20 protein-coding genes and 1 tRNA gene are annotated in these 25,843 nt (G+C 62.1%); 12 read left to right on the top strand and 9 right to left on the bottom strand.

All coding sequences use genetic code 11. From position 1 onward, the window contains the following. Positions 1-6 precede the first annotated feature (6 nt). On the bottom strand, positions 7-765 hold the full coding sequence (locus O9320_01615; protein ID MCZ8309521.1) for a transglycosylase SLT domain-containing protein: 759 nt from the start codon (positions 763-765) through the stop codon (positions 7-9). Between the two features lie 103 nt (positions 766-868). Here O9320_01615 and O9320_01610 point away from each other — a divergent pair. The 6 genes from O9320_01610 to O9320_01585 all read left to right on the top strand — a co-directional run bounded on the left by O9320_01610 (position 869) and on the right by O9320_01585 (position 7,807). Continuing rightward, a tRNA-Pro gene (locus O9320_01610) sits at positions 869-945 on the top strand. A gap of 595 nt (positions 946-1,540) precedes the next feature. Then, complete coding sequence (locus O9320_01605) at positions 1,541-2,437, top strand: LysR family transcriptional regulator (GenBank protein MCZ8309520.1); 897 nt, start codon at positions 1,541-1,543, stop codon at positions 2,435-2,437. A 232-nt stretch (positions 2,438-2,669) separates the two neighbouring features. After that, a complete protein-coding gene (locus O9320_01600) occupies positions 2,670-3,704 on the top strand; it encodes an ABC transporter substrate-binding protein (protein MCZ8309519.1) in 1,035 nt (344 codons plus the stop codon). 49 nt (positions 3,705-3,753) lie between these two features. Next, positions 3,754-5,964 carry an iron ABC transporter permease gene (locus O9320_01595; GenBank protein MCZ8309518.1) on the top strand — a complete coding sequence of 737 codons (2,211 nt, stop codon included), beginning with the start codon at positions 3,754-3,756 and terminating at the stop codon, positions 5,962-5,964. Next, positions 5,961-7,034 (top strand): ABC transporter ATP-binding protein, encoded by a 1,074-nt coding sequence (locus O9320_01590; protein ID MCZ8309517.1) that lies wholly within the window; start codon positions 5,961-5,963, stop codon positions 7,032-7,034. The genes O9320_01595 and O9320_01590 overlap by 4 nt, the downstream gene beginning before the upstream one ends. Positions 7,035-7,159: 125 nt before the next feature. After that, on the top strand, positions 7,160-7,807 hold the full coding sequence (locus tag O9320_01585; protein MCZ8309516.1) for an HAD family phosphatase: 648 nt from the start codon (positions 7,160-7,162) through the stop codon (positions 7,805-7,807). Positions 7,808-8,314: 507 nt separating this feature from the next. Here the strand turns inward: O9320_01585 and phnE (O9320_01580) are convergent. Genes phnE (O9320_01580) through phnD form a run of 4 tightly spaced genes read right to left on the bottom strand, consistent with a single transcriptional unit; the run spans position 8,315 to position 11,797 of the window. Beyond that, complete coding sequence (gene phnE / locus O9320_01580; GenBank protein ID MCZ8309515.1) at positions 8,315-9,124, bottom strand: phosphonate ABC transporter, permease protein PhnE; 810 nt, start codon at positions 9,122-9,124, stop codon at positions 8,315-8,317. Next, entirely contained in the window at positions 9,121-9,921 is an 801-nt protein-coding gene (phnE, locus tag O9320_01575; protein MCZ8309514.1) for a phosphonate ABC transporter, permease protein PhnE, read from the bottom strand. The genes phnE (O9320_01580) and phnE (O9320_01575) overlap by 4 nt, the downstream gene beginning before the upstream one ends. Further along, positions 9,918-10,679 carry a phosphonate ABC transporter ATP-binding protein gene (gene phnC, locus O9320_01570; protein ID MCZ8309513.1) on the bottom strand — a complete coding sequence of 254 codons (762 nt, stop codon included), beginning with the start codon at positions 10,677-10,679 and terminating at the stop codon, positions 9,918-9,920. Before phnC ends, phnE (O9320_01575) begins: the two co-directional genes overlap by 4 nt. A gap of 32 nt (positions 10,680-10,711) precedes the next feature. Continuing rightward, positions 10,712-11,797 (bottom strand): phosphate/phosphite/phosphonate ABC transporter substrate-binding protein, encoded by a 1,086-nt coding sequence (gene phnD, locus O9320_01565; GenBank protein MCZ8309512.1) that lies wholly within the window; start codon positions 11,795-11,797, stop codon positions 10,712-10,714. Between the two features lie 136 nt (positions 11,798-11,933). Here phnD and O9320_01560 point away from each other — a divergent pair, with 136 nt between their 5' ends. From O9320_01560 to O9320_01545, 4 genes are all read left to right on the top strand, one after another. Next, entirely contained in the window at positions 11,934-13,589 is a 1,656-nt protein-coding gene (locus O9320_01560) for a Na/Pi cotransporter family protein (GenBank protein ID MCZ8309511.1), read from the top strand. Between the two features lie 158 nt (positions 13,590-13,747). Beyond that, on the top strand, positions 13,748-15,052 hold the full coding sequence (locus O9320_01555) for an extracellular solute-binding protein (GenBank protein MCZ8309510.1): 1,305 nt from the start codon (positions 13,748-13,750) through the stop codon (positions 15,050-15,052). Next, positions 15,049-16,761 carry an iron ABC transporter permease gene (locus O9320_01550; GenBank protein MCZ8309509.1) on the top strand — a complete coding sequence of 571 codons (1,713 nt, stop codon included), beginning with the start codon at positions 15,049-15,051 and terminating at the stop codon, positions 16,759-16,761. The genes O9320_01555 and O9320_01550 overlap by 4 nt, the downstream gene beginning before the upstream one ends. Positions 16,762-16,770: 9 nt before the next feature. Next, the gene (locus O9320_01545) at positions 16,771-17,865 is read left to right on the top strand and encodes an ABC transporter ATP-binding protein (protein ID MCZ8309508.1); all 1,095 of its coding nucleotides are present in this window, start codon (positions 16,771-16,773) and stop codon (positions 17,863-17,865) included. A 95-nt stretch (positions 17,866-17,960) separates the two neighbouring features. Here the strand turns inward: O9320_01545 and O9320_01540 are convergent, their stop codons facing one another. The 4 genes from O9320_01540 to O9320_01525 all read right to left on the bottom strand — a co-directional run bounded on the left by O9320_01540 (position 17,961) and on the right by O9320_01525 (position 23,698). Next, a complete protein-coding gene (locus O9320_01540) occupies positions 17,961-19,898 on the bottom strand; it encodes a PhoX family phosphatase (protein ID MCZ8309507.1) in 1,938 nt (645 codons plus the stop codon). Positions 19,899-20,545: 647 nt separating this feature from the next. Continuing rightward, a complete protein-coding gene (locus tag O9320_01535; GenBank protein MCZ8309506.1) occupies positions 20,546-21,931 on the bottom strand; it encodes a hypothetical protein in 1,386 nt (461 codons plus the stop codon). Between the two features lie 60 nt (positions 21,932-21,991). Then, positions 21,992-22,783 (bottom strand): SDR family NAD(P)-dependent oxidoreductase, encoded by a 792-nt coding sequence (locus O9320_01530; GenBank protein ID MCZ8309505.1) that lies wholly within the window; start codon positions 22,781-22,783, stop codon positions 21,992-21,994. A gap of 21 nt (positions 22,784-22,804) precedes the next feature. Beyond that, on the bottom strand, positions 22,805-23,698 hold the full coding sequence (locus O9320_01525) for an SMP-30/gluconolactonase/LRE family protein (GenBank protein MCZ8309504.1): 894 nt from the start codon (positions 23,696-23,698) through the stop codon (positions 22,805-22,807). 109 nt (positions 23,699-23,807) lie between these two features. On the opposite strand from O9320_01525, the gene O9320_01520 reads away from it, so the two are divergent. Continuing rightward, positions 23,808-24,695, top strand: coding sequence for an amidohydrolase family protein (locus O9320_01520; protein MCZ8309503.1), 888 nt, complete (start codon positions 23,808-23,810; stop codon positions 24,693-24,695). 20 nt (positions 24,696-24,715) lie between these two features. Then, on the top strand, positions 24,716-25,840 hold the full coding sequence (locus tag O9320_01515; protein MCZ8309502.1) for a mandelate racemase/muconate lactonizing enzyme family protein: 1,125 nt from the start codon (positions 24,716-24,718) through the stop codon (positions 25,838-25,840). Positions 25,841-25,843 lie beyond the last annotated feature (3 nt).

The raw sequence follows: 25,843 nt of genomic DNA, 5'->3' as shown, positions 1-25,843 counted from the left end.
CGAACCCTAACTCGCGAGCTGCGCTTGCAGCAGCGAGGACAGCACGGGCGCTTGGGATCCCCGCACTGTCGCAATGCCGTCGAGATAGTCGCGCCTCGCGGGCTGCGCTGAAGTCTGGGCTGAAGGTGCTTGGGTCTGCGCCACTTCGAGGCGCTGGGCCACTTCGCCCGCCGTGCGGAAGCGGCGCGCTTCGCGGTCGTGGAACACGGCGCGGTTCGCGTTGGCGGCGGCGGGCAGCAATTTGTTGGAGGGCGTATCGGGCGATTCTTCCGCCGCTTTGATGAGCCGGATGGCCCCGCGCGCACCCAGGAAATGGGCGGCGTAGACTTCCTGGTAGGTGGGTTCGCGGCCGAGCACCTTCTGCAGCGAGGTGCGGTTCTTCTCGGTCAGTTCGCCCGCCATGGCGGCCGCCATTTTGGGGTCCTTGCGCAGGGCAAGAATTGCCGCCCGGTCTTCCTGGCTCGGCACTTCGTTCCGGCCGGTGGTCTGGTTCTTCGCGATCTTTTTGGCGAGATCGCCGATGCCGTATTTGGCGCCGTGGCTGCGCACGAGGTCGAGCCAGGTCTGTTCGGTGAATTGGAACAAGCCCGTCGCCGACGAGTTTTTGCTTTGGGCGTTGGGTTTCAATGCACTTTCGCGATTGGCGATGGCCAAAAGCTCGTCGAAGCCGGCCTTGCCGCGTTTGGCGGGCTCGGCCAAGGCGCTGGCGATCTGCGGGGACACGCGGGGTGTCTGGGCGGGGCTCTGGGCGGTTTTTTCGATCATGGCCCCCTCGGTACAGCAACCCCCATGCCAAGCCCGAGACCCTTACGAAGCGCAAGGCTTGCGCGCCCCGGCGAGGAGCGCTATACGAGCGCTCCCGATCGGTCGGAGCGTAGCTCAGCCTGGTAGAGCACTAGCTTCGGGAGCTAGGGGCCGGAGGTTCGAATCCTCTCGCTCCGACCAACAATTCCCGAGAGAACCTGCATTTCTTGCAGGCCAAGGCACAAGGCGTCTTGGTCGGAACCGGGTACGAATTAGGCCTCTACAAGCCCATTCGTGGCACGATCCAGACACACGGTGTTGCTACAGCGTTTCGCAATTGCGGATCAGTTTTGCGGGCTTGCGCGCCGCAGCGCTGGCCTCAAGGCGCTGCAAGCGCGCCTTGTGTCGGCTTGTAAGAATGCGTCGCCGACGGGATACTCGTTGACTGAGCCCGGCGACAAAAGACGGCAGTCCCGCCTACGCCGGGCAACGTCGCGATCGTCGATGCCTGCTCTTCCGCTGCGCGTCTAGACCGGCTGTGTCGTCTATCTTCCGACTGCGTCGAAGTGCCGTATCGCGACACCGAGCCCCTCAGTTGTGAAGGGGAGGGTCCCGAACTTGTCGGGGCCGCCAGGGCGCGAGGTCCGGGCATGCTCGGGCACATGAAATACGCACCTTTCTTCGATCTAGGTACCGGCCCCGGAGGACAGGGCTGTCCGCGCGTCGGCGAAGCCGTCCTCTTGCCTTTGCCGCATTGGCCTTCCCTGGTCGCTTGGATTGCGCGACGATGGCGCCGATGAGCGAGACCGATTGGGACGATATCCGCGCATTTCTGGCGGTCGCGCGCGCAGGCAGCCTTGCGAAGGCCGCCAAAGCGAGCCGACTCAGCCAAACCACGCTCGGCCGCCATGTGCGAGCGCTCGAGGTGCGTCTGGGCGCGCCGCTCTTCGATAGACTACCGAACGCTTTGCGTTTGACGCCTCTCGGGCGCGAAGTGCTCGACGGCGCGCGCGCGATGGACGACGGGGCTGCCACGATCCTGCGCCGCGCGAAACTCGCCAGCGAGCCGGAGCGCAGGCCCGTCGTGGTCACCTCGGTCAATTCGATCGCCTGGTTTCTGGTTCGTCGTTTCGGAGCGCTGGAAGCCGAGCTGGGTGGGGTTGTTCTTGTGTTTACGGCCACGCGCCAGCCCGTCGATTTGGCGCGGCGGGAGGCGGACATCGCCTTGCGCATGTTGCGTCTCCCCGATGCGCCGGATCTGACCGGACGAAAGGTGGCGCGCGTGGCGAACGCCGTCTATGCGGCGCAAAGCTATCTTGCTCGAACGGGGCGATGCGAAAGCGACGGCATCGACGGGATCGATTACGTCGCGCGGGAAACCGGGTCCGAAGATTCGCCGCAAGCGCGCTTTTCGCGCACCATCGCAGGCCGCGTTCGCACCATTATGCGTGTTTCGGAGACTGTACTGCGCGTGCAGGCTGCCAGCGACGGCCTTGGCGCTGCACTACTGCCTTGCCATCTGGGTGACGGCCAGCCGGGTCTCGTGCGCTTGACCAAGCCGATCCCCGAGCTCGACGAAGACATGTACATGGTGGTGCACCGTGATCTCCGTCGGGTCGCCGCGGTTCGGCGTGCCGCCGACGCACTTGGCGCGCTGTTTCGGCGCGAGGCTCGCGTGCTCGCTGGTCGATGATCTTGGCACGATTTGGCGTGTGGTCGAGCAGCGAACGCACTAAAATCTAGTTTTATTACGTTTGTCGATCAATACGGGCTTGCCGAAATAATAGGCTTGCTTTGACCTTACATTTAAGTTTATGACAGTTTTATGACGAAATGCGGGTCACCCGCGCGCCTCGTTGTCAAAAACGTAACAAAACTACAGAGAGCGTGTCGCGACTCGCGCAGGCTCCGAAGCGGAGGAAATCATGGTCAGAAAATCGATTGCGATGACTGTCGTGGCGCTTGGCTGGTGCGCCGTGTCGGCAAACCCCGCGTCGGCGCAAGGAACCCTCAATCTTGCGTGTTCGGTGCAGGTCGAGTGGTGCCAGGCTGTCGCCACGCGCTTCCAGGTGGCGACAGGCGTTACCGTCAACATGACGCAGCGCGGTTCGGGCGAAGCCCTGGCGCAGTTGCGTGCCGAAGCGCAGAACCCGCGCACCGACGTGTGGTTCGGCGGCACCGGAGATCCGCATTTGATCGCGGCGGAGGAGAACCTAACGGTCGAATACCGGTCGGCAGCCAACGATCAACTGCAGCCGTGGGCGTTGCGCCAATACGAGATATCCAAAGGTCGGTCGATCGGGATCTATTCGGGCGCCGTTGGATTCGGTTTCAACAAAGAACTGCTCGCCAAGAAAAACATTCCCGCACCCTCGAGCTGGTCGGATCTTTTGAAGCCCGTCTACAAGGGCGAAGTTCAGATCGCCAATCCGAATTCGTCGGGTACCGCTTATGTCGTGATCGCGACGCTCGTGCAGTTGATGGGCGAAGCGAACGCGTTCGAGTATCTCGCTGCTCTCCACAAGAACATCAACGCATATGCCCGCTCCGGGACCGGCCCTATCAAGGCAGTCGCGCGGGGCGAAACGGCGGTCTCGATTTCGTTCGTGCACGATGCCGTGACGGAAGCCAACGCAGGATTTCCGGTCGGCTGGGCAACGCCGAGCGAAGGTACGGGATACGAAATCGGGTCGATGTCGATCGTGCGCGGTGCGCGCAATATCGCGCAGGCGCGCCGCTTCTACGACTGGGCGCTGACGCCCGAAGCCCAGCGCCTTGGCTTCGAAGCAGCCGGCCAATTGCAGATGCCTTCCAACAAGTCGGCGCCGCTGCCGCCCAATGCGCCCGACCTCTCGAAGTTGCGTCTTGTCGAGTACGACTTCGTCAAGTACGGCCAGGCGTCGGAACGGCGTCGTCTGCTGGCGAAGTGGGACAAGGACATCGGGTCGCTGCCGCGCTGAGAGCCGTCGGTCGGCGCAGCTGCGCTCGGCCGCGAACAGGAAGCGCACGATGAAGCGGATCGATCCTGCCTTCGTTTGGTGGCTTGTCGCGGCTCTCGGTTTTTCCGTGCTGCCGTGGCACATGGCGCAGGAGAAACTTGCGCTCGCTGGCTACTTTGCAGCGTTTGCGGATGACGTCGAAGCGGCGTCCGCCCTCGCGCAGGCTGCAGCACACGGGCGCTGGTGGTTCTGGCCCGTCGGCGCAGCACTCGCGCTTGCAGTGCCAGCCTTCGTGTTCGATCTGTCGCGAGGCAAACGGGCAAACTGGCTTTTGGCTGCGGGACTTGTCGGGTGCGCCATGCTCGCCGCACAAGGCTGGCTGATCGGCGTACGCGGTTGGCGCTACGACTGGATCGAAAGCACCTTTGGCACCCTGGACGATCGCCAGTTTGGCATCGGCTGGGGCGGTGCGTTGGCATTCATCGGTTTCATGATGATGGTAACGGATGGGCTGGCGCTGAAGGGGCGGTTTGGCGGCGATCGGTTCGTTTCGGCAAGTATCGGGATCCTGGTCGCGTCGATCGCGCTCTTTACCGTGTGGCCGGTCGCGACGCTCCTCGGCCAAGTTTTCTCCGCGCCCTCAGGGCTCTCGTTGGCGCAAGCGACGGCCGAGCGTCTTCTGGCGCCGAAGATCTGGAGCCTTGCCTGCGTCGTGTCGTCGTCGAACTGCGGCGTCGCTTGGAACACGATCGTGTTGGCGCTATCGACGGCGTCATGCGCCACGCTGCTGGGGCTCGCATTCGCATTGGTCGTCACGCGGACCGGTTTTCGTTTCAAACGTCCGCTCCGCATGCTGACGGTAATGCCGATCATCACCCCTCCCTTTGTCATCAGTCTCGGCCTTATCCTGATTTTCGGCCGTTCGGGACTCGTAAACCAGGCCGCGAGTGCTTGGTTCGGCGTCGATCTCGGCCGTTGGATCTATGGCTTCGAGGGCGTACTGCTTGCGCAGGTATTCAGCTTCACACCCACGGCGTTTCTTGTCCTGATCGGCGTCGTTGAGGGTATTTCGCCGACGATGGAAGAGGCCTCGCAGACGCTGCGTGCGAGCCGCATGCGATCCTTCTTTACGGTCACGCTGCCGTTGATGCGACCGGGGCTTGCTAACGCTTTTCTTATTGTTTTCATCGAGAGCATCGCGGATTTCGGCAACCCGATCGTGCTGGGCGGCTCGTTCGGCGTGCTCTCGACCGAGATATTCTTCGCCGTTGTCGGTGCCCAGGCCGATTTCGGTCGTTCGGCGACGCTCGCAACGATACTTCTCGTTTATGCACTCGGCGCCTTCTTCCTGCAGCGGCACATCGTGGGTCGGGGGTCGTACGTCTCGATGTCCGGGAAGGGCGACGCCGGGCTCGCGGCACCGCTGCCGACGCCGATCCGCCGTGTCGCATTTGCGCTGGCGTTGCCGTGGGCGGCGCTGACGGTTGTCGTCTATACGCTGGCCCTGGCAGGCGGCTTTGTCACGGTCTGGGGTCGCGACTGGACGCCGACGCTCTCGCATTTTCAACGCGCCTTTTCGTTCGAATTCGCGGCCGGCGGCATTGTGTGGTCTGGCGGCGCATGGAATTCGTTCTGGACGACGATCCAGCTTGCGACCCTTGCCGCACCGGTCACGGCGGGACTTGGGCTGCTCGCGGCCTGGGTTCTCGCCCGTCAGCGATTCGCTGGACGCGCTGTCCTCGAGTTTGCACTGATGCTTAGCTTCTGCGTCCCCGGTACCGTCATCGGCGTTGCCTATATTCTCGCCTACAACATTCCGCCCGTCGAGATCACCGGAACGGCAGCGATTCTCGTCATCTGCTTCGTGTTCCGCAATATGCCGGTGGGCGTGCGCTCGGGCCTTGCGGCGATAAGCCAGCTCGACCGCAGCCTCGACGAAGCGTCGTCGACCTTGCGCGCTTCGACGGCGCGCACGCTCCGCAAGGTCGTGCTGCCGCTGCTGAAGCCCGCTATCGTCACAGCACTTGTCTACAGCTTCGTGCGCGCGATGACCACGGTGAGCGCCGTGATCTTCCTCGTCTCGGCGCAGCATGAGATGGCAACGGTCTACATCATCAACCGCGTGATCAACGGCGACTACGGCATCGCCATTGCCTATTCGACCGTGCTGATCGTGTTGATGATGGCGGCGATCGGCCTCATACAGCTTTTGGTCGGACGTCGTCGTATCGGGCGCCGCGCCGCGGGTGCGACACCGCAAGTCGCTGGAGTGCGCGCATGAGGGACGTAAAACGCGAGAATGCCGGTGTCCGGCTCGAGGGTATCGTCAAACGATATGGCAGCGTGGTTGCGGTCAAGAAACTGTCGTTGGAGATCAAGCCAGGCACGCTCGTGACGCTTCTGGGGCCCTCGGGCTGCGGCAAAACGACGCTTTTGCGAATGGTCGCGGGGCTCGAAACTCCGAGCGAAGGCCGTATCGAAATCGGCGGCGCGGACGTGACCGGGCTGTCTGCGCGCGAGCGAAACGTGTCGATGGTTTTTCAGTCCTACGCGCTTTTCCCGCATATGAACGTTGCGGAAAACGTCGCGTACGGCCTCATCTCGAGCGGCTTCAACAAATCCGACGCGGCGGCAAAGGCGGCGCGGGCATTGGAGACGGTCGGGCTTTCTGGCTACGGTGAGCGATTGCCTTCGGAAATGTCCGGCGGCCAACAGCAGCGCGTTGCCGTGGCGCGCGCCCTCGTGCTCGAGCCCGACGTGCTGCTTTTCGACGAACCGCTGTCGAATCTTGACGCGCGATTGCGCCGGTCGATGCGCGAAGAGATCCGCGCACTCCAGCAGAAGTTGGGACTTACGGCCATCTACGTCACGCATGACCAAAGCGAGGCTTTGGCTGTTTCCGACACGATCGTGGTGATGCGCGCAGCCGAGATCGCCCAGGCCGGAACTCCGGCAGAACTCTACGACGCGCCATGCGATGTTTTCGTTGCGACGTTCATGGGCGAGGCGAACCATGTGCGCGGCAATCTGGATGCAAAGGACGGCGCTGCCGGACGCGTGGCACTCGACCGCGCGTTCGTGACGCTGCCGCATCGCGATCTTCCGCTGGGTCCAGTCGATTTGGTTATTCGGCCCGAGGCGATCTCGTTCGTGGATCCGGATGCGGCTGCAGATGCTTTGGAAGGGCAGGTTGCCCGTGCGACGTTCATGGGTTCGCATGTCGAATACCATGTGGACACGGCACTCGGCGACCTGTTCGCCGTCGTCCCGCGCGCCGCGCAGTTTCGTCCTGTCGGCTCGCGCGTGCGCGTTATGCTCGATCCAAAGGGCGCAATCCTTGTGCGGCCTTAGATGAAATCGGCGTTCAGATCGCGTCGGACATGTGTTGTGCGGCAGTTCTGCCTGCATGGCGGTTTTTATTGCGGTGTCTCTTGAGCGAAAAATCCAACTTTTACCTGCCGTCGATCCAGGCCGTATTGTTCGACATCGACGGCACGCTGGTCGATACCGAAGACCTTCATTTCGCGAGCTGGAACGAGATACTGACGGAATATGAAATGGTGCTGGATCGCAGGCACTACGATCTGAATTTCGTCGGGCTGACGAGCGTCGATATCGTGCTGCGCAACTTTGCGCATTTGCCCGCAGCGGCTCGCGAAAGCCTGCCGGAGCGCAAAGAATCTCTTTTTCGCACCAAACTGTCGGCGCTCACGCCGACAAAGGGGCTCGTCGCGTTTCTCGAACGCATCTTGGCCGCTGGAATCCGCGTTGCAGCCGTTACAAACGCGCCGCGCGCCAATGCCGAGCGCATGCTGTCCGGGTTGGCGCTTCGCGACGTGTTTCAGACATTGATCAGTGGCGACGAGTTGGCGCGCGGCAAGCCGGACCCAATGCCCTATGCCGAAGGGTTGATGCAGCTTGGCGTCGAAGCTGGGCAGGCTCTTGCCTACGAAGATTCGATAGTCGGCGTTACGTCTTCTGTTGCGGCTGGAATAGCGACCATAGGAGTCGATGCCGCAGGTCACCATCCCATCGAAGGACACCCGCTTCTGGCCGTCGGCGCCGGGCGGGTCGTACGCGATTTCGTCGGGGAGTGGCACCAGATCGAAGCGGCGAGGCGATAGATTTGCGTCTCAGACTTAGGGGCTTGCAAAGCGGGCGCAGATTGCACAATGCGGTCTGCAATAGATTTGCCGATCGCGCTATACGGCCGCCTCGCATTGTAATCGATTCGATAGGCTTCGATTTTCTCTATCGCATCGGCAATCTTCTCTAGCTCGGCGGCCAACAGGGACCGGTGATCGACGTATCTGGCGCCGTCGCCGAGCCCCCTTCGCGAAGCAAGCCGCGGCTTTTGTTTAGATAGCTCCACGATTTCGCTGCGCGGCGGCTCGATGTCCAGATGCTCGAGCTTTCTCTTTCTTTTTTCTGGGAACGCGCCCTTCGGCTCGGTTGCCTCTGTTGAGTCGGTGTACGGAGCAAGTTTTCGTTGATAGCCAGACCGCGCTCCACCTGCACGATGGACGCGCCGCGATCCCGTACCAGTTCTACCGCCTCGACGTCGCTGGGCTCTTCGCCTGGAGCTCATCGCTTTCTTCGCGGGAAACTGTTCTTTGAATATCGCGTTAGCCCTAGATGATCTTCGAGCGAATGCGGGACGTGACGATCTCGGTGAGCACGACCACGGCGAAGATCGTGGCAAGCACCAGCCCGGCTTGGTCCCAATAGAGATTGCTGATTGCAGTATCGAGGGCTACGCCAATGCCGCCCGCACCCACCAGCCCCAGCACGGCGCTTTCCCGAACATTGATGTCCCACCGGAACAGCGCCACCGACCAGAAGGACGGCTCCACCTGCGGCCAAAACCCTTTGAGCAGAATGGCAGGCCGCGAAGCGCCCGTCGCGGTCAGCGCTTCGATCGGCCCGACATGCGTTTCGTCGATCGCCTCGCTCAACAGCTTGCCGACAAATCCGATGGAGCGAAACGCGATCGCGAGCGTGCCCGCCAATGCGCCGGGGCCAAAGATTGCGACAAACAGCAGCGCCCATATCAGCGAATTGACCGAGCGCGAAGACACGAGAATGAGATTGGCAAATTGGTTCAGCAACACCGACTTCGTGATGGTGCGGGAAGCCAGCAGCGCCACGGGTGCAGCCAGCACCAATGCGATCAAGGTTCCGAGCGTCGCGGTATGCAGCGTTTCGACCAGCCCGGTCCACACGGTCGGCCAAAAGCGCCAGTCGAACGGCCACATGCGCTGGAACAGATCGGCGGACTGTGCCGGCGCGTCGTAGAGAAACTCCGGGATCACCTCGATCGTGCGCAACGACCAAAGGATGGCCATGACGCTCGCCACATAGACGGCATAGCGCGCCATCCGCTCGGCGGGCGTGAAGCGCTGCCACACGCGGGAAATTCCGGTGCCGACGGCCGCACTCACTGGAACACCCGGCGAATGCGTGTCGAGACCACTTCGAACAGCATGATGATGGCGATGATCGCCAGAAGAATGGTCAGCACAACGTCGTAGTCGAAGCGCTGGTACGCGGTGAACAAAGTCGCGCCAATGCCGCCGCCGCCGACGATGCCGACCATGGTCGAGTTCCGTAGATTGGAATCGAGCTGGTAGATGACGAAACCGACGAAGCGCGCCATGACTTGGGGCAGCACGCCCATAATCAGCACGCTCAGGAAGCCGGCGCCCGTAGCGCGTACGGCCTCGACCTGTTTCATTGAGATTTCTTCTATCGCTTCGGCAAAGAGTTTTCCCACAAAGCCCATCGAGGCAACGACGAGTGCGAGTACGCCTGCAAGCGCACCAAAACCTACCGCCTTGACGAACAGGATCGCAACGATCACCGGATGGAACGTGCGCAAGAGCGCGATGAACGCGCGCGCCGCCCACGATACCCATGCTGGCGTCAAATTGCGCGCCGCAAGCAGTCCGAGTGGCAGCGCCAGCAACACCCCAAACGCTGTCGACAGCACGGCGATCTGAAGACTCTCGAGCATGCCATCGACGATAAGCTGGACTTTCTGTGCCTGGACGTTTGGCGGCCACATGCGGCCAAGAAACCGTTCGCCTTGATCGAGTCCGATGACAAAGCGCGCCCAAGTGATCTGCAAAATGCCTGCCGCATGCGCGACGTAGAGCACAAGCCCTAGCCAGAGCGCGCGCACCTTCCAATTGGTCGGAAACGCATCGCGCAGGGTACGACCGGCTCCGACAGCGCTCATTCCTGCAGCCAATCCTTGCCGCCGTAGATTTCGATCAGGTGTCGCTCCTCCAGCGCCGACGGATTGCCGTCGAACACGATCGCACCCTTGGACATCCCGATGATGCGGTCGGCAAAACGCTTGGCGAGATCGACGTTATGGATATTGACGACAACCGGAATGTCGCGCTCAGCCGCCAGCTTTTCGAGAATCTCCATGATTTCGACCGAGGTTTTAGGATCGAGCGAGGAGGTCGGTTCGTCGGCCAGAATTAAATCCGGATTCTGCATGATCGCACGGCAAATCCCGACCCGCTGGCGCTGGCCGCCCGAAAGCGCATCGGCCCGGCGCGTCGCCATGTCGCCCAAGCCGACGGCATCGAGAAGCGCAAAGGCGCGTTCCACGTCTTCGGCCGAGAAGCGGCGCAGCATCGCACGCCACCACGGGATATAGCCGAGCCGGCCGCACAGCAGGTTCTCGATTACCGACAGCCGCTCGACCAGATTGTACTCTTGAAACACCATGCCGATGGTGCGGCGTGCGGCGCGCAACTCGGCGCCTTTGAGGGTCGCAAGATCGCGCCCCATGAAAAGGATTTCGCCCGCCGTCGGATCGACGAGACGATTGATGCAGCGGATCAACGTCGATTTGCCGGTCCCCGACGGGCCGATGATAGCCGTCAGTCCGCGCCCGGCGATTGTCACCGAAACGTCGCGCAGAACCGGCTGGCCTGCGCGATATTCTTTGCGCAAAGCACGGATCGCAACGTCGCGGTTCACCGCGTGCGGCCGTCCCTCTCGTTCGGCAACCCTCACGGCCGTGGGGCTGCGGGTGCCGGAGCGGCAGGTGCTGGCGCCGCTGCCGGCGGTGCGGCACGGCGCGCGGCGGCTTCGGCCTCACGCCGCGCTTCGGCATCATACGCAGCTCGGTTGTAGGGGGTATTGGTCTTTTCGGCGACCTCGCGCACAGGCGCCCAATCTTTCAGGTACGTGATCGGCAAGAAGCGGTCGTCGCCGTTGAACTCCTTGACCATCTCGGCCGGGAATTTGAAATCGTAGAAACATTGCTTGACCTTCGCCGCCAGGGTCGGCGCAAGGTCGTGCGCGTGGGCAAAGGACGAGGTCGGGAAGACCGTGCTCTTGTAGATGATGCGGAAATTGTCGGCCTTCACGGTGCCGCGATTGCCCATGCGATCGAAAACATCGGACGCAACGGCACCCATGTCGTAGTCGCCTGTGTTGACGCCCAACACCGAACGGTCGTGCCCGCCCGACATGATCGGCTGGTAGTCGGTCCCCGGGGTCAGACCCTCTGCCGGGAAAAGGGCGCGCGGCGCAAGATTGCCTGAGTTCGACGACGGCGATGTGTGTGCCACTTTGCGGCCTTTGAGGTCGGCCAATTTCTGGAACGGCGAATCGGCTTTGACGATGGCCAGAAGATGGTACCCCCGCACACCCTCGTTCGAACCCTTCGCAGCGAACGGCACCGCACCTGCGATATTCACGGCAAAGCCTGTTGGGCCCGTCGAGAAACCGGCCACATGCAGGCGGCCCGAGCGCATCGCCTCGATTTGGGCGGAATTCGACTGAACTGGGAAATACACCCAGCGCTTGCTCGTGCATGTACCCAAATAGTCCATCAAGGGCTTAAAAATGTTGGCATAGACGGCTGGGTCCTCGACGGGCGTATAGGCAAAGATCATCGTCGAGGGATCGCGTTGACGGTTGGTGGCCGGGAGGTCAGCAACAAGATCGTTGTTGGCGTCGCAATACAGCGTGTCGAGTTGGCCGCGATTGGAGCACGTATCCTGTGCCGCGGCTTCGCGCGACACAAACGGGCCCACAGATGCGAGCATAGCAACCGCGATCACGCCCAAGCGCACTTGGATGAACGTCATGGTTTTCTTCTCCCTCAAATCACTGCTCTTTCGGCCTAGCGCCGCTTATGTTACGGTTTTATGACAGTTTATAACAAACCTGACAAGCGCCGCCGCTTGGCAATTCGACAAAGCAACTTCGGAGTTAAACGAAAAAGTGATCTATCCGACCGGCTTCCTGGCGCTTCTCGGCGCGATCGCACTGCTTCTATGGGCCACGCATCTGGTCAAAAGCGGTGTGGTTCGGGCCTTCGGCAGCGAATTGCGCGTTATCTTGGCCCATGCAGCGGGCAACGCACCGCGCGCCGCCGGTCTTGGATTGGGAATCGCGTTGGCGTTGCAAAGCTCGACTGCCACGGCGTTGCTTCTGACATCCTTGGCGACGCGTGGTTTTATCGCGCTTGCCCCAGCGATTGCGGTGATGCTCGGTGCCGACGTGGGCTCCAGCCTCGTGGTGCAGATATTGACGTACGATCTCAAAGCGCTGGTTCCAGCGCTGCTGACGGCGAGCATAGCCGCGTTCATGATCTCAAGCTCGGCCCGCGTGCGCAAGATCGGACGGATCGGCATCGGCTTGTGCTTGATCGTGCTGTCGCTCAGCATGATCGCGGCGGCAACCGCGGATTGGCGCGGCGGCGGCACGCTCGACATCGTGTTGTCGCGTCTCGGCGACGAGCCGGTCTTGGCGGTCGTCATTGCAGCTTTGCTGGCATGGGCGATGCACTCGAGCGTGGCGTTTGTTCTGCTCGTACTTGCGCTGTCGACGTCGGGTGTGGTGTCGGTTCAAATTGGGCTGTATCTGGTTCTGGGCGCCAATATCGGGTCGGGCCTGACTGCGCTGGCCCTCGTCTGGCGTGAATCCGCCATCGCGCGCCGAATCGCTCTTGGCAATCTTGGCTTCCGCCTGCTCGGCGTGGTCTTGGCGCTTGCAGTTTTGCCGTTTGCGTGGCCGCTGATGGCGCCGATCGACTGGCCGCCTGCACAGCAGTTGGCGGCGGCCCATGTCGGCTTCAATTTCGCGCTTCTTGTTGTTTTTCTCCCGTTTGTCGGGCCGGCGGCGCGGCTTTTGGTCCGGCTTGTCGCTGCCGACGAGAAGGCAGCCGGCGAATACAAGGTGCTGCATCTCGACGAAGCGCTGCTGACCACGCCGCATCTGGCGCTTGGGGCGGCGTCGCGCGAGGTGCTGCGGCAAGCCGAGCGGGTCGAGACCATGCTTGGCGAGACGATGCTGACCTTTAACGAGGCGGACGGAGCCCGCCTCAAGGCGATTCGCAAGCTCGACGACGAAGTCGACGGATTTCAGGATGCCATCAAGCTTTATCTCACGCGCCTAACGCGCCAGCCTTTGGCCGAAGCCGACGCGCGGCGGGCGTTCGACCTTATTCTTTTCACCACGAATCTCGAACATGTCGGCGATATCATCGACAAGAGCCTGCTCGAACTCGCAGCCAAGCGCCGACGCTCGGGCGTTTCGTTCTCGCCCGAAGGTTGGCGCGAACTGAACGAATTCCATGCCCGCGTCGTCAAGCAGCTCAAGCTTGCTATCGCAGTTTTCATGACGAACGATCCGGAGATGGCACGCGAGCTGATCCGCGAGAAGGATCAGATCCGGTCTGCCGAACGAGCGGCGATGGAAAGCCATCTTGCGCGATTGCGCGAAGGTGCAGTCGCTTCGCTCGAGACGAGCTCTCTGCATCTCGACATCCTGCGCGACCTCAAGCGCATCAATGCGCATCTTGTCAGCGTTGCCCACCCCATTCTTGAAGCCGCCGGGGAGTTGCGCGGTTCGCGTTTGACGTCGCCCGCAGCCTAGCTGCATCTCATGGCTCTTTCGCTGCATCCAAGCTGACTGTATCTTTTTCTGAAATGACTTGGCAGCCGTCGATGGCTGCAAGAAGTCGAAACCAAAGAGGAAAGCCCCCCATGTCGAACCGACGCTTTGCAATCTTTGTGACCGCTGCGACCGCCGCTGTGCTGGCACTCGGTTTTTCCCTCGGCAACGCCCAGGCGCAAGCCCCGAGCGGCAAGGTAACCGTGGTGACTTCCTTTTCGAAGGACGTAACGGACCCTTTCAAAAAGGCCTTTGAAACGGCCGTGCCGGGCGTCACGCTTGAGGTGCAGAACCGCAATACGAATGCGGGCGTGCGTTTCGTCCAGGAAACACGCGCCAATAACCAAGTCGATCTTTTCTGGGCGTCGGCACCCGATGCGTTCGAGGTCCTCAAGCGCGCGGGGCTTCTCCAGGCCCACAAGCCGAATGCGCCGGGCATCCCGGCAAAGCTCGGTCCCTACAACATCAACGATCCCGACGGCATGTTTTTCGGTTTTGCCGCGTCGGGCTACGGCATCATGTGGAACGAGCGCTATACCCGCGCCAACCGTCTGCCAGATCCCAAGGAATGGTCCGATCTTGGCAAAGCCGTCTATTTCGATCACGCCATGATCACCACGCCGTCGCGCTCGGGAACCACCCATCTGACGGTGGAGACGATATTGCAGGGCGAAGGCTGGGAAAAAGGCTGGGCGACACTGAAGGCAATGTCGGGAAACATGCGCGCGATCACCGATCGCTCCTTTGGCGTGCCCGATGCCGTCAACTCAGGACAGGTCGGACTGGGCGTCGTCATCGACTTTTTTGCCTTTTCGGCACGCGCCGCAAACTTCCCTGTCAGGTTCGTCTACCCGACCGTCTCGACCGTTGTGCCAGCCAATGTCGGCATCATCGCCAATGCGCCCAATCAGGCTGCAGCGCGCGCCTTCGTCGATTTTCTTCTGTCGGACGCAGGTCAAGAACTTCTGCTTACCCCGGCGATCAGCCGCTTGCCTGTGAATCCGGCGACCTATGCCAAGGCGCCGGAGGGCTATCCCAATCCGTTCACCGGCGCCATCGGGCTGCCAGGATTCGAATTCGATGTCGGCGTTTCCGAGCGCCGCTACGCGGTTGTCGACGTGTTGTTCGATCAATTGATCACCTTCAATCTCGAGCCTTTGAAAGCCGTGACCAAGGCGATCCACGACGTTGAAGCGCGTCTTGCGCGCCGCGACAATCCGGCCGCGCGGGCTCGACTCGCCGAGGCACGCGCCCTGATCTCAGCCATGCCCATTACGGCAGAGCAAGCTGTGTCGGAAGAGATCCGCGCATCCTTTCAAGCAAGCACGCCGCAGGCCAAAGCCCCGCGTCAAGCCGAGCTCGAGCAGCAATGGTCGAGCTTCGCTAAGGAGAAGTATGCCGCCGCGATGGCCAAGACCGCCGAGGCGGCGCGGCTCGCACCTTGAGCGCAACTGCCGCCGCCGCTGCCGCATCGCGCAGGCAATCGATTCCACTCGGTCAGTATCTGCTGGCCGGGGCAGTGGCGGCATTTCTTCTTCTGTTTCTGGTAGTTCCAGTCGCAACTGTCGTGGTCGTCGCCTTCGTTGATCCGCGCACAGGCGGTTTCACGCTCGTAAACTTTGCCGATTTCCTGCGCAACGATCTGTTCGTCCGCTCGCTCTGGAACTCGGTCTATGTTTCGACGATGTCGGTTCTTTGGGGCACGGTGTTTGCGCTTCCGCTGGCCTATATCACCTCGCGCTTCCAGTTTCGGGGCGCAGTATTAATCCAGACGCTGGGTGTCGTGCCGCTCATCATGCCGCCCTTTGCCGGTGCGGTTGCCATGCAACTGCTGTTCGGGCGGAATGGCACCTTCAATCTGCTGCTCGGCGACTGGTTCGACATCAACATTCCGTTCATGGAGGGTTTGAACGGCGTCATTCTGTTGCAGGCCGTTCATTACTTTCCGTTCATCTTGCTCAACGTCTCGGCATCACTTGCCAATATCGACCGAGCGATGGAGGAAAGTGCACAGAATCTTGGCGCGTCGGGCTTCCGGCTCTTCGCCAAAGTCGTTTTCCCTCTCGCCATGCCGGGCTACGTGGCGGGAGCCAGCCTCGTCTTCATTAAGGTTTTCGACGACCTTGCCACGCCGCTGCTGCTCAACGCCAAGGACCTGCTTGCACCGCAAGCCTATCTGCGCATCACTTCGATCGGATTGAACGATCCGATGGGCTACGTCATTTCAGTCGTGCTTATTTCGGTGTCGATGATCGCTATGTGGATCGCTACCTTTGCGACGCGCGGGCGCGACTACGCCACCGTCCAGCGTGGCGGCGGCGGTCTTGCCAAGCGCGAGATGAAGGGGATCGACAAGGTCGCGGCCTATGGCGTCGTGTTTCTGATCCTCGCTTTGACGCTCGCACCCCATATTGGGCTGATCTTGCTCTCGTTCGCCACGGTCTGGTCTTTTGCGCCGTTGCCCGACGACTACACGCTTGCGCACTACGGCAAAGTCCTGACCGAGAGCCCGCAGTTTATCTGGAACACGCTTATCTATTCGACATTGGCGGGAATCATCGCCGTCATTGTTGGATCGGCGATTGCATGGCTTGTGCAGCGCACGAAGATTCCGGGCCGACAGATGCTCGACTATCTGGCGATGGGTGCGCTTGCCGTGCCTGGCGTGGTGATCGGCATCGGCTACCTGCGCACCTATTACGGCGTGACGTTGCCGTCCGGCCAGTCGCTTGCGACGTTCTGGGTCATCATCGTCGTCGCGCTGGCGGTTCGGCGGCTTCCCTACGCTTTGCGCGCCTGTACAGCCGGCTTGCAGCAGGTTTCGCCGCAACTCGAAGAGGCGGCCGAGAATCTTGGGGCAACAAAGGCGCGTACGGTGCGCCGGATCTTGCTGCCGCTGATGGTCGGCGGCATGCTCGCGGGCTTCGTCACTGCCTTTGCCACTGCCTCGGTCGAGCTTTCGGCCACGATGATGCTGGTGCAGAACACTTCCGATGCGCCGTTGGCCTATGGGCTTTACGTCTACATGCAATCCCCTGCGGGCCGCGGCCCGGGCGCTGCCCTTGGCATGATCGCGGTCATCATCGTCGGTTTGTGTACTTTTCTCTCCCACTGGCTGCTTGACCGTGAACGGTCGGGTGCAGTCAAACATTGAGGCATCGTCATGTTTGTCGAAGCACCAGCCCGAGCCAATGCCTCAGGCGTTTTGGTCGAGGAGGTGAACCTCTCCTACGGCGCCACGCATGTTCTCAAGAACATCAATCTTGAAGTGAAGCCGGGCGAGTTCTTCGCTTTTCTTGGGCCGTCCGGCTGCGGCAAAACGACATTGTTGCGGCTCATCGCCGGATTCAACGTCGCCCAGTCGGGCCGCGTGATGATCGGCGACAGCGACATTTCGGCGCTGCCGCCGTGGAAGCGCGATGTCGGGATGGTCTTCCAATCTTATGCGCTATGGCCGCATATGACGGTGGCAAAGAACGTTGCCTTTGGACTCGAAGAACGCAGGTTGCCGAAGGCCGAAATCGCTCGGCGCGTGGCAGCAGCACTCGACCTCGTCGGCCTTGGCCATCTTGCCGAACGTCGGCCTTCGCAACTCTCGGGTGGGCAGCAGCAGCGTGTGGCCGTGGCGCGGACCGTGGTCGTCGAACCCAAGGTGTTGCTGCTCGACGAGCCATTGTCGAACCTGGACGCCAAGATGCGCGTGCAGGTGCGCCGCGAGCTTCGCGATCTGCAGCAGCGTTTGGGGCTCACGACAATCTTCGTAACCCACGACCAGGAAGAGGCCAACACGATCTGCGATCGTATCGCCGTAATGAATGACGGTATTGTACAGCAAGTCGGTACGCCAATGGAACTCTACGAAAAGCCAGCAAACTTGTTTGTCGCCGGCTTTTTGGGGGCTGCCAATATTCTCGAGGGCGAGGTGTTGACCGACGGTGCAGATCGCATGTTCGAGATCAAAGGCGGCGCCAGATTGCCGATCCCGCCGAGCGTGACTGCGACTCACGCTGCACGGCTGGTCTTTCGTCCGCAATATGCCGAACTGGTGCGCGCAAAGGACGACGGTGCCGATAATGCGCTGACGGGCAAGGTGGTCCATCGCGAGTTTCTGGGCGCCGCGGTCCGTTACAATGTGGCCCTGGGCCGCAGCGAAGTGACGGTCGAAGCACCCTTCCAAAGTGTGTCGGGTCTGATCGAGGTTGGCGCTTTGGTCGCCGTCTCGTTGGCGCCGGAGCGCATGCAGTTCCTGACCGCTTAAGCGGCAGGGTGTATGCATGCACTCGTCAAGTTCTGTCGGCGGCCATTTGTCGCCACGTAGCCGCGACGAATGGCCGCCGACTGGAAGCTTTCCGCCTAGCTGCCGATTTCGCCGCCGTCGATTTTCTCGATCGCGACGACCGACGGACGCGGCGGCATGTCGGGGCGGAAATCGGGCCATCGCGTCGATGGATTTTCGAAGTTCGAACCGCGCGCTTCGCCCGGATGTTGGATCGCCAGAAACAGCGTCTTGCCGTCGGGCGTGAAGCAGGGCCCGCAAACCTCTGCCCCCGACGGCGCGCCGTAGAGGCGTTTGGTCACGGCGCGGCCGGGCCCTTCGAGTTCGGTGCCGAAGATGCCGTCCGAGCGGGCGGGCACGGCTTGGGTCGGCATGCCGTCGGTCGCGATCCACATGCGCCCTTTCGGGTCGAAGGCGATGTTGTCGGGCGCTGCGAGCCATCCGTGCGGACCCACGCCCGGCCCGTATTTGGCGCGCGCGGCCGGATCGGCGGGGTCGCCCGCAAGCAGCAGAATGTCCCAGCGAAACACATCGGCCGCATGGTCGGCGCGCGGCCCGCGGCCGCCCGGCGGAATCATCTCGACGATGTGGCCCGTGCGGTTGTCGGCGCGCGGGTTCGGGCCGTTCGCGCGTGCGCGCGCATCGCTGGCGTCGGCCGCTGCACGGCGTTCGTTGTAGGTGCACACCACGTAGGTGCGCCCCGTGACGGGATCGGTTTCGACGTCTTCGGGCCGATCCATCGGCGTGGCACCGACGAGATCGGCGGCACGGCGCGCTTCGATCAGCACGTCGGCTTGGCTCGCAAAACCGTTGGCGGCCGTCAGCGGTCCTTGGCCGTGCACCAGCGGCAGCCAGCGCAGCGTGCCGTCGGCTTGGAACTGCGCGACCGACAGCGTGCCGTCGTCGAGCAGGTCGCGGTTGGCGCGCCGGTTCTTGGGATCGTAGGTGCCGCGCGTGACGAAGCGGTAGACATACTCGAACCGCTCGTCGTCGCCCGAATAGACCGCGACGCGCCCGTCGGGACACACGACGCAAGTCGCACCTTCGTGCTTGAAGCGCCCCAATGCCGTGCGTTTGACCGGCGTCGACTGCGGATCGTAGGGATCGTATTCGACGACCCAGCCGAAGCGATTGGGTTCGTTCCAATTCGTCTCGACCTGGAAGCGTTCGAAGTAATTGGCCCAGGGTGCCCCTTGCCACGGCGAAACGCCGTAGCGGCGATGGTTGGCTGCTTCCGGCGTCTTGGACGCGTCGCCGCCGAAATAACCGTTGAAGTTCTCCTCGCCCGACAGAACCGTTCCCCACGGCGTGACGCCGCCCGCGCAGTTGTTCAGGGTGCCCACGACGAGCGTGCCCGTGCGGTCCTCGTTCGAGCGCAGCCGCGGATGGCCAGCGGCCGGACCCGAAACACGGAACGCCGAACCCGCCGCACTGAGGCGGCGATTGTATCGGCTGTCTTTGACCACGCGCCAAGCCCCGTCGATCTTGGCGATTTCGACCGTGCTTAGTCCGTGTGCCGCCATCTCGACGTCGCACTGTGCTTTGGTCTGGTTGCCACGCTCGCCGATGCCCGGGAACATCAGATTGCCGTTGCAGTATTCGTGGTTCGCATGCAGCAGGCCGCGCGTCGAACTGCGTGAGCCGTAGGGTAGGGGAAAGAACCACATAAAGTCGTTGTTGTAGCCGAACTGGCGCTCCTGTTTGGCGCCGGTCTGGGTGGTTGGATCGAATTCGGGCGCGTCGACGAAGAGCGGGTCGCCCCAGCGCACCACGACTTGGCGCTTGTAGCCGGGCGACACATGGTCGTTCCCGTCGAGATCGCTCGTCGCATCGGCAAAGCGCAAGGCGTTCCGCCGCGTCTGCGCTTCGGCGGGCATGGCTGCGCCGACAGCTATCGAAGCGGCACCGGCAAGCACAGTGCGGCGCGACAGGCGTTCAGCCGCAATATCGGCGAAGACGCGACCCATCGGCCGTTCGATGCCGTGCATTTCGGGATCATCGTTTGAATTCGCCATTTTCCCCTCCCACTCAAATTATGACAGTTATGTTACGGTCCCGTGACGCCGCGATCCAGGCGAATCCGTTTATTAGTCTGTTCGTGTCCGAGTTCGACAAAATCACGTCCGCATTCGCTGCAGGCATCGCCGTGCCGATGATCGTGGCTGTAGGGTAGCTCGTCTTGCTCGATTTCCGCTGTCTGCAGCGCAACGCTTCAGGTGCATACTTTGCTGACAGTCTAATTTTTCTCGCAACGGCCATGCGCGGGCACGGACGCACGTTGAGGATGGCGAAGGCATTCGAGCTGAGCAGAAGTTTTGGAACGGGTGGTCAAGCGCAGGGGAACCGAAGTTTGCCCCAAAAAGGTCCGAAAATCTTCCAACTCATATTGATTTCACTGGAAAGCCCAATAGTTCGGGAGCTAGGGGCCGGAGGTTCGAATCCTCTCGCTCCGACCATCGGCAGAGCCGTTCGTTGGAAAACGGTTTTAAGCCGCCCCTAAAACGGATTGTCGGAGACATCCACGATCCGAAATCTTGGGGCGCCATCGAGCTTCGGCACAGTGCATATTCGTACAAGAAAGCGGCCGACGGCTCGCGTAGCGAACACTGCAATTGCCGGTGTCCATATCAGTCAACCGCCGTCGCGTCGAAATGCGCAAGGCTCAAGTCGGCAGCATCGGCGGCCGACAAACCAGCCCAATCGCGTCGAGTTTTTCGTCGGAAAGATACCCGTACCGATTGATCCACACTTTGTGGGCCGAGGAAGCCCAGGCAGTCGACAGCCGCGCGCGAAAATCGTCGACGGGACCGTAGCCGTGCGCCATCGCGTAGACGGAAGTCGGCGCGCTCCGGCGCCGCGCCGCTTCGATTTTGCGCGCCATGGCCGCCGCACCGACCGGATGCGGCGCCTCCGGATCCGGATACTGGCCGATGGCATCGCCAAATTCCTCGGGCGTGTCCGCGACATCGAAAATTTTTGCGACAAGCGGAGCAACGCTTTTTGCGGAGCCGAGCGCCGGGTTGTCGCGCAGCAGACGCGCGGTCCACGATCCCACCATCATCGGCCAATGCATCGTGAAAAGTTTAACCGATATGGCGTCGGCAAACGGCGCCATTGCTTCGAAGGAGAATCCAGAGATCGCCGTCCAAGGCGGCGGAAAACTTCGCAACACGATTTGTTTATCGGGAACCGCCGTGCGCCAAGCGGCCGCGCATTCGGCAGCCAGACGGGCCTTCAAGCCACACATGGCGACAACGCCCGGATAGTCGGCGACGGCAGTCATGCCGCGCGCGAGTTCGTCTAGCGTCAGACGTTGCGTGAGCCAAGCGTGGCAGCGCGTCGCGTCGGCGACCATTGCGTCAAAATCGAGCCCCATTCGCGCTGCCGCCGCCTGGGCGTGGGTGCCGAAATCCAAAAATGCACTGTCGAGCGTGTAGGGGGGATATTCCGGCCAATCGATATGAAACCCGTCGATGTCGGGATAGGCGTGCGCCAGATCTTTCAGCAGTGCCACCGTGTAGTCGCGGATATGGGGGCTCGCCAGGGAGCCGTTTTTGTCGAGCCGGTCCCCAACGATGCGGCCATCGACATGGCGCGGCTCGTCGTCCGGATCGGGGCCGCCAAACTGCACGCGGTAGCCTGGAGGAATCGCCGCTTGGATCTGCAAATAGGTGCGCAAACCGCGTTGGCGCGCCTGCGCCAAGGCTTTGCCGACCAGGGCGCCGTCCGCCGACGTATGGCTGTCGGGTGCCGGCGGCTGATAGCGCAGTCCTTCATAAAACGCGCGGTTGGGTTCGTAGGCGACGGATGTTCGTACGAACAATTCGCGCCGACCCCACAAGGGTCGATCGAGCAGGCGAACCGATCCCGCACCACCGTCGATCGGCGGTTCGCGTCCGCCGTCGCCGTCAAGTGTTGGCCGCATCACATAGGGCGACGTTGCGATCGCAGCGAGACCGGTGCGCTGTTGGAGATTGTCGAGCACTTGCGCGACGCCCTCGGTCTGGAAGAATTCGGGAAACACGATGATTCCAAGGTCGCGCTTCATTTGGGTGTTCGCCTTTCAAATTCGGAATTTGACGGGCCGCCGTCAGACCAGTCGGGTCGATCAGGGAAGATGCGCGCCGGCCGTTACCATAAGATCGACGCCCGCGATGTAGCTGCCGGCATCCGAGCACAGCAGAAGTGCAGCCCCGACCATTTCCGACGGCTGCGCCGCGCGGCCGACGGTACCGGCAGCTTTCTGCTGGATGGCTTGCCATTCGGCGGCATCTTTGCGTCGCCACCGATTTCGCTCGGTCGCCACAATCCCGGGCGACAGATTGTTGATCATGACATTGTCGCACGCGGACTGCTTGGCGAGGTTCATTGCAATATTGCATTGGGCGCTTTTGAGTGCCGCGTAGGTCGCAAGCTGCGGCTCGGGCCGCACCTGGTTGATGCTGCCGATCGTCAGCACGCGGCCCCAGCGGCGTTCGCGCATCGGCGGCACGGCGAGTTGCAGCAACTCGATCGACGCTTCCAGGTTGATGCGCATCTCGAGCGCCAACTGGGCCGGCGTGATGTCGTCGAAGGCCACGCGCGTCTGGATCGACGCGCACAGTACCAGCACATCGACGCGACCAAGTGCTGCAATTGCAGCGTCGAAGGTGCGGCGCGGGCCATCCGGTTCCGCGAAATCGGCGTCGATCGCATGCCCTGCGACGCCGAGTTTGGCGATATCGACGGCCGTATCGCGCGCGGCATCGGGCAAGCCGAAGACTGCATCGGCCTTCGCTGCAGATTGGACGGCAACCGATGCGCCGTGCGCGGCAAAACCGAGTGCTATCGCGCGACCGATCGACACGCTGCCGCCTGTGACAAGGGCTGTACGCCCGCGCATCGAAAAAATATCCGACATACCGAGGCTCCTTTGGAGACGTTAGATGGATGCGAAGCACGCTTCCTTGGCCGGTATGCGGACGCGCAAGGCCAGCAAATCGCCCGCCAGCGGTTGGCGTGCCAATTGCGGTGCCGGCAAAAAACGACGCTGCGAGACGACGAAAAGGGTGCGTCCGTCGCTCCCGCCGAGCATCGGCATGGTCGGGCGCGACACAGGAAGTTCGACGACGGTATCGAGCGTGCCGTCGGGCAAGCGTCTTTCGAGGCGTGCCGCATCGACAAGGGCGATCCACACGCCGCCGTCGCGATCGACGCAGATTCCATCGGGCGAGATCGTGTCGGGATAGGCTGCGAAAACCGTGGCCGGGCCCAGCGTCCCGGTTGCGGGGGTATACGCGAATCGCTCGATAAGATGCGTCTGTGTGTCGCAGAAATAAAAATGCGATCCATCGGGCGAAAAATCGATCGCATTGGGAATGCGAATGTCGGTGCGGATCTTCTCGAGGGTGCCGTCGAGGTCGAGACGATAGAGCGCGCCGATCGGCGTTCCGGCCCCGGTCTTGTCCATCGTGCCGAACCATAGGCGCCCTCGGGGATCTGGTTTGCCGTCGTTGATGCGCGTCCGGGGATCGTCGGCCTCAATCGCGACAAGGCGCGTCCCGAGCCCGTCTTGCAGCGCGAACGGATAGAGCCCGTCTTCAAGGCCCAGTACCAGTCCGCCCTGACGACGGCACACGACGAGCCCTGGCATGCTCGGCAGCGCGTACTCCAGATTGACACCGCTTTCCGGCATATGGCCAAGCAGACGCTGGCCTTGAATATCGATCCACCACAAAACTCCGGTCCGTGCATCCCAGCAAGGCGCTTCGCCGGTCATGGCATGGGCATGGTGAAGCCCAAAAACTTCGGCACTGACGATCGTCGCGTGCGCCATGGCGTGCAGCCCTTTGAATATCCTCGAAATCTTGATGTTATTCGCTAACATATGGCACATAATCGGTATCCTACGTCAAGCAACGGGCTGCTCGCGAATCAAGGCAGGCATGCAGATCGTCGATGCGCATCATCATTTATGGGATCCGCGGATGCTTGCCTATCCGTGGCTTGCGCCGGCGGCACCCAATCCGCCGTTCGGCGACAAAGCGCCGATTGCGGGTCCCTATTTGCCCGCCGACTACGCAGCCGACGCGCACGGCCTCGATCTTTTGGCCAGCGTGCATGTGCAGGCCGAGTGCGCGCCCAACACCGCGCTCGACGAAACGCGTTGGCTCGCCGCTCAAGCGCCTGCAATGGGTCGCCCGTTCGTGCTGGTCGTTCGGGTCGATCCGCGCTCGCCCGATCTCGATGCCGAGCTTGCGGCGCATGAAGCGGCGGGACCTGTGCGCGGCGTGCGGCTGCGCGTCAATTTCGATTTGCAGCATGGTCGCTCTGTGATCGACGATCCGGCGATTTTGTCGCGCGCGGAATTTGCCGATGGGTTGCGGCGCATCGCCGCCCGCGGTTGGCTGTTCGAACTCAGTCTCTTTCCAAGCCAGATGGAAGAAGCGGCACAGCTTTGCGCGGCGGTTCCGGAGCTGACTTTTGTCATCAACCATCTCGGCTGGCCGTTGGATGTGTCGCGCGATGGGTTTCTGCAATGGCGCTCGGGCATGCGCTTGTTGGCGCGTTTGCCCAACGTCGCGCTCAAAATCTCGGGACTGTGGCCGATTGATCGGGCCTGGAACCGTGCTGCCCTTTCGCTCTGGGTCGAAACGGCGGTCGAGCTGTTCGGACCCGCGCGCTGTCTCTATGGCAGCAACCTGCCGATTGAGCGGTCGATGTGCACGATGGCGCGCCAAGTCGAAACGTTGCAGGCAATTTTGTCGACTTTGAGCCCGGACGAATCGGCCGATCTCTTCGGGCGTACGTGCCGTCGGCTCTATCGTTTCTAGAAAGCCAGGGGAGAGCGTCGATGCCAACGGCAGTCACGATTGATCTTGCGAAAGTCGAAGCTTGGGCGCTGCGCGCACCTATCGCTGTGCCGGTGCGCAGTTCCTTTGGCGAGATGCGCAATCGGCCGGCCGTGTTCGTGCGTGTGCGCGACCGTGCGGGCCATGTCGGGTGGGGCGAAGCTTGGTGCAACTTCCCGCCTGTCGGGGCCGAGCATCGCGCGCGGCTGGTCAACGAATTGGTCGGCCCCGTTCTGTGTATGCAAGGCGAGCAGCCGCTGGCCGGTCTGTTCGCGCGGCTGATGAAACGTTTCCACATCATGGTCCTGCAGTCGGGCGAGTTCGGTCCGTTTCGCCAAGTCTGCGCTGCGATCGACATCGCATGCCACGATCTGGCCGCGCGCCGGGCGGGCCTGCCGCTGTGGCGGTTCCTTGGCGGAGTCTCGGACCGTATTCCGGTCTATGCAAGCGGCATCGCGTGCGAAGATGTCGATGTCGTCGCACCGCGCGAACTGGCGGCGGGCCATCGCGCCTTCAAGCTCAAAATCGGATTTGGCGATGCAGTCGACCGCGACGGATTGAAAAGGCTGCGTCAGCAAATTGGGCGCGATTGCCAGATGATGGCCGACGCCAACCAAGCCTGGAACCTTGCGCAAGCCGCTGTGCACATGCCGTCGCTCGACGAATTCGCTCTCACATGGCTCGAAGAGCCGATGGCGGCCGATCGGCCGATGGCGGAGTGGGTCAAGCTTGCGGCAAGCACGGGCATCCCGATCGCGGCGGGCGAGAATCTCAATTCGCATACCGAGTTTGATGCGGCAATCTCAAGCAGCGCGATTGCCTACATCCAGCCCGACGCCGCCAAATGGGGCGGCATGTCGGGCTGCCTTGCCGTCGCGCGCCAGGCGGTGGCTGCTGGCCGAGTCTATTGTCCGCACTATTTGGGCGGCGGCATCGGATTGTTGGCGTCGGCGCATTTGCTGGCGGCTGCGGGGGGCACCGGCTTGCTCGAGATCGATACCAATCCCAACCCGTGGCGCGAACGCATCGTTGGCGATCGGCTGAAACTCGACGACGGCGTCGCATGCCTTGGCGAAGCGCCAGGCTTGGGCGTGGATCCGGCGTTGCTCGATCTGCCGTTGGCTTAGGCG

The sequence above is a fragment of the Magnetospirillum sp. genome (assembly GCA_027532905.1).
Lineage (GTDB): Bacteria > Pseudomonadota > Alphaproteobacteria > CACIAM-22H2 > CACIAM-22H2 > Tagaea.
This window is presented reverse-complemented; position numbering and strand designations above follow the sequence as displayed.

Excerpts from the sequence above, each read along its gene's own strand:
- O9320_01520 (MCZ8309503.1), top strand. The coding sequence starts at position 23,808 with ATGCAGATCGTCGATGCGCATCATCATTTATGGGATCCGCGGATGCTT.
- O9320_01605 (MCZ8309520.1), top strand. The coding sequence starts at position 1,541 with ATGAGCGAGACCGATTGGGACGATATCCGCGCATTTCTGGCGGTCGCG.
- phnD (MCZ8309512.1), bottom strand. The coding sequence starts at position 11,797 with ATGACGTTCATCCAAGTGCGCTTGGGCGTGATCGCGGTTGCTATGCTC.
- O9320_01515 (MCZ8309502.1), top strand. The coding sequence starts at position 24,716 with ATGCCAACGGCAGTCACGATTGATCTTGCGAAAGTCGAAGCTTGGGCG.
- O9320_01525 (MCZ8309504.1), bottom strand. The coding sequence starts at position 23,698 with ATGGCGCACGCGACGATCGTCAGTGCCGAAGTTTTTGGGCTTCACCAT.
- O9320_01530 (MCZ8309505.1), bottom strand. The coding sequence starts at position 22,783 with ATGTCGGATATTTTTTCGATGCGCGGGCGTACAGCCCTTGTCACAGGC.
- O9320_01535 (MCZ8309506.1), bottom strand. The coding sequence starts at position 21,931 with ATGAAGCGCGACCTTGGAATCATCGTGTTTCCCGAATTCTTCCAGACC.
- O9320_01600 (MCZ8309519.1), top strand. The coding sequence starts at position 2,670 with ATGGTCAGAAAATCGATTGCGATGACTGTCGTGGCGCTTGGCTGGTGC.
- O9320_01615 (MCZ8309521.1), bottom strand. The coding sequence starts at position 765 with ATGATCGAAAAAACCGCCCAGAGCCCCGCCCAGACACCCCGCGTGTCC.
- O9320_01590 (MCZ8309517.1), top strand. The coding sequence starts at position 5,961 with ATGAGGGACGTAAAACGCGAGAATGCCGGTGTCCGGCTCGAGGGTATC.
- O9320_01545 (MCZ8309508.1), top strand. The coding sequence starts at position 16,771 with ATGTTTGTCGAAGCACCAGCCCGAGCCAATGCCTCAGGCGTTTTGGTC.
- phnE (MCZ8309514.1), bottom strand. The coding sequence starts at position 9,921 with ATGAGCGCTGTCGGAGCCGGTCGTACCCTGCGCGATGCGTTTCCGACC.
- O9320_01540 (MCZ8309507.1), bottom strand. The coding sequence starts at position 19,898 with ATGGCGAATTCAAACGATGATCCCGAAATGCACGGCATCGAACGGCCG.
- O9320_01595 (MCZ8309518.1), top strand. The coding sequence starts at position 3,754 with ATGAAGCGGATCGATCCTGCCTTCGTTTGGTGGCTTGTCGCGGCTCTC.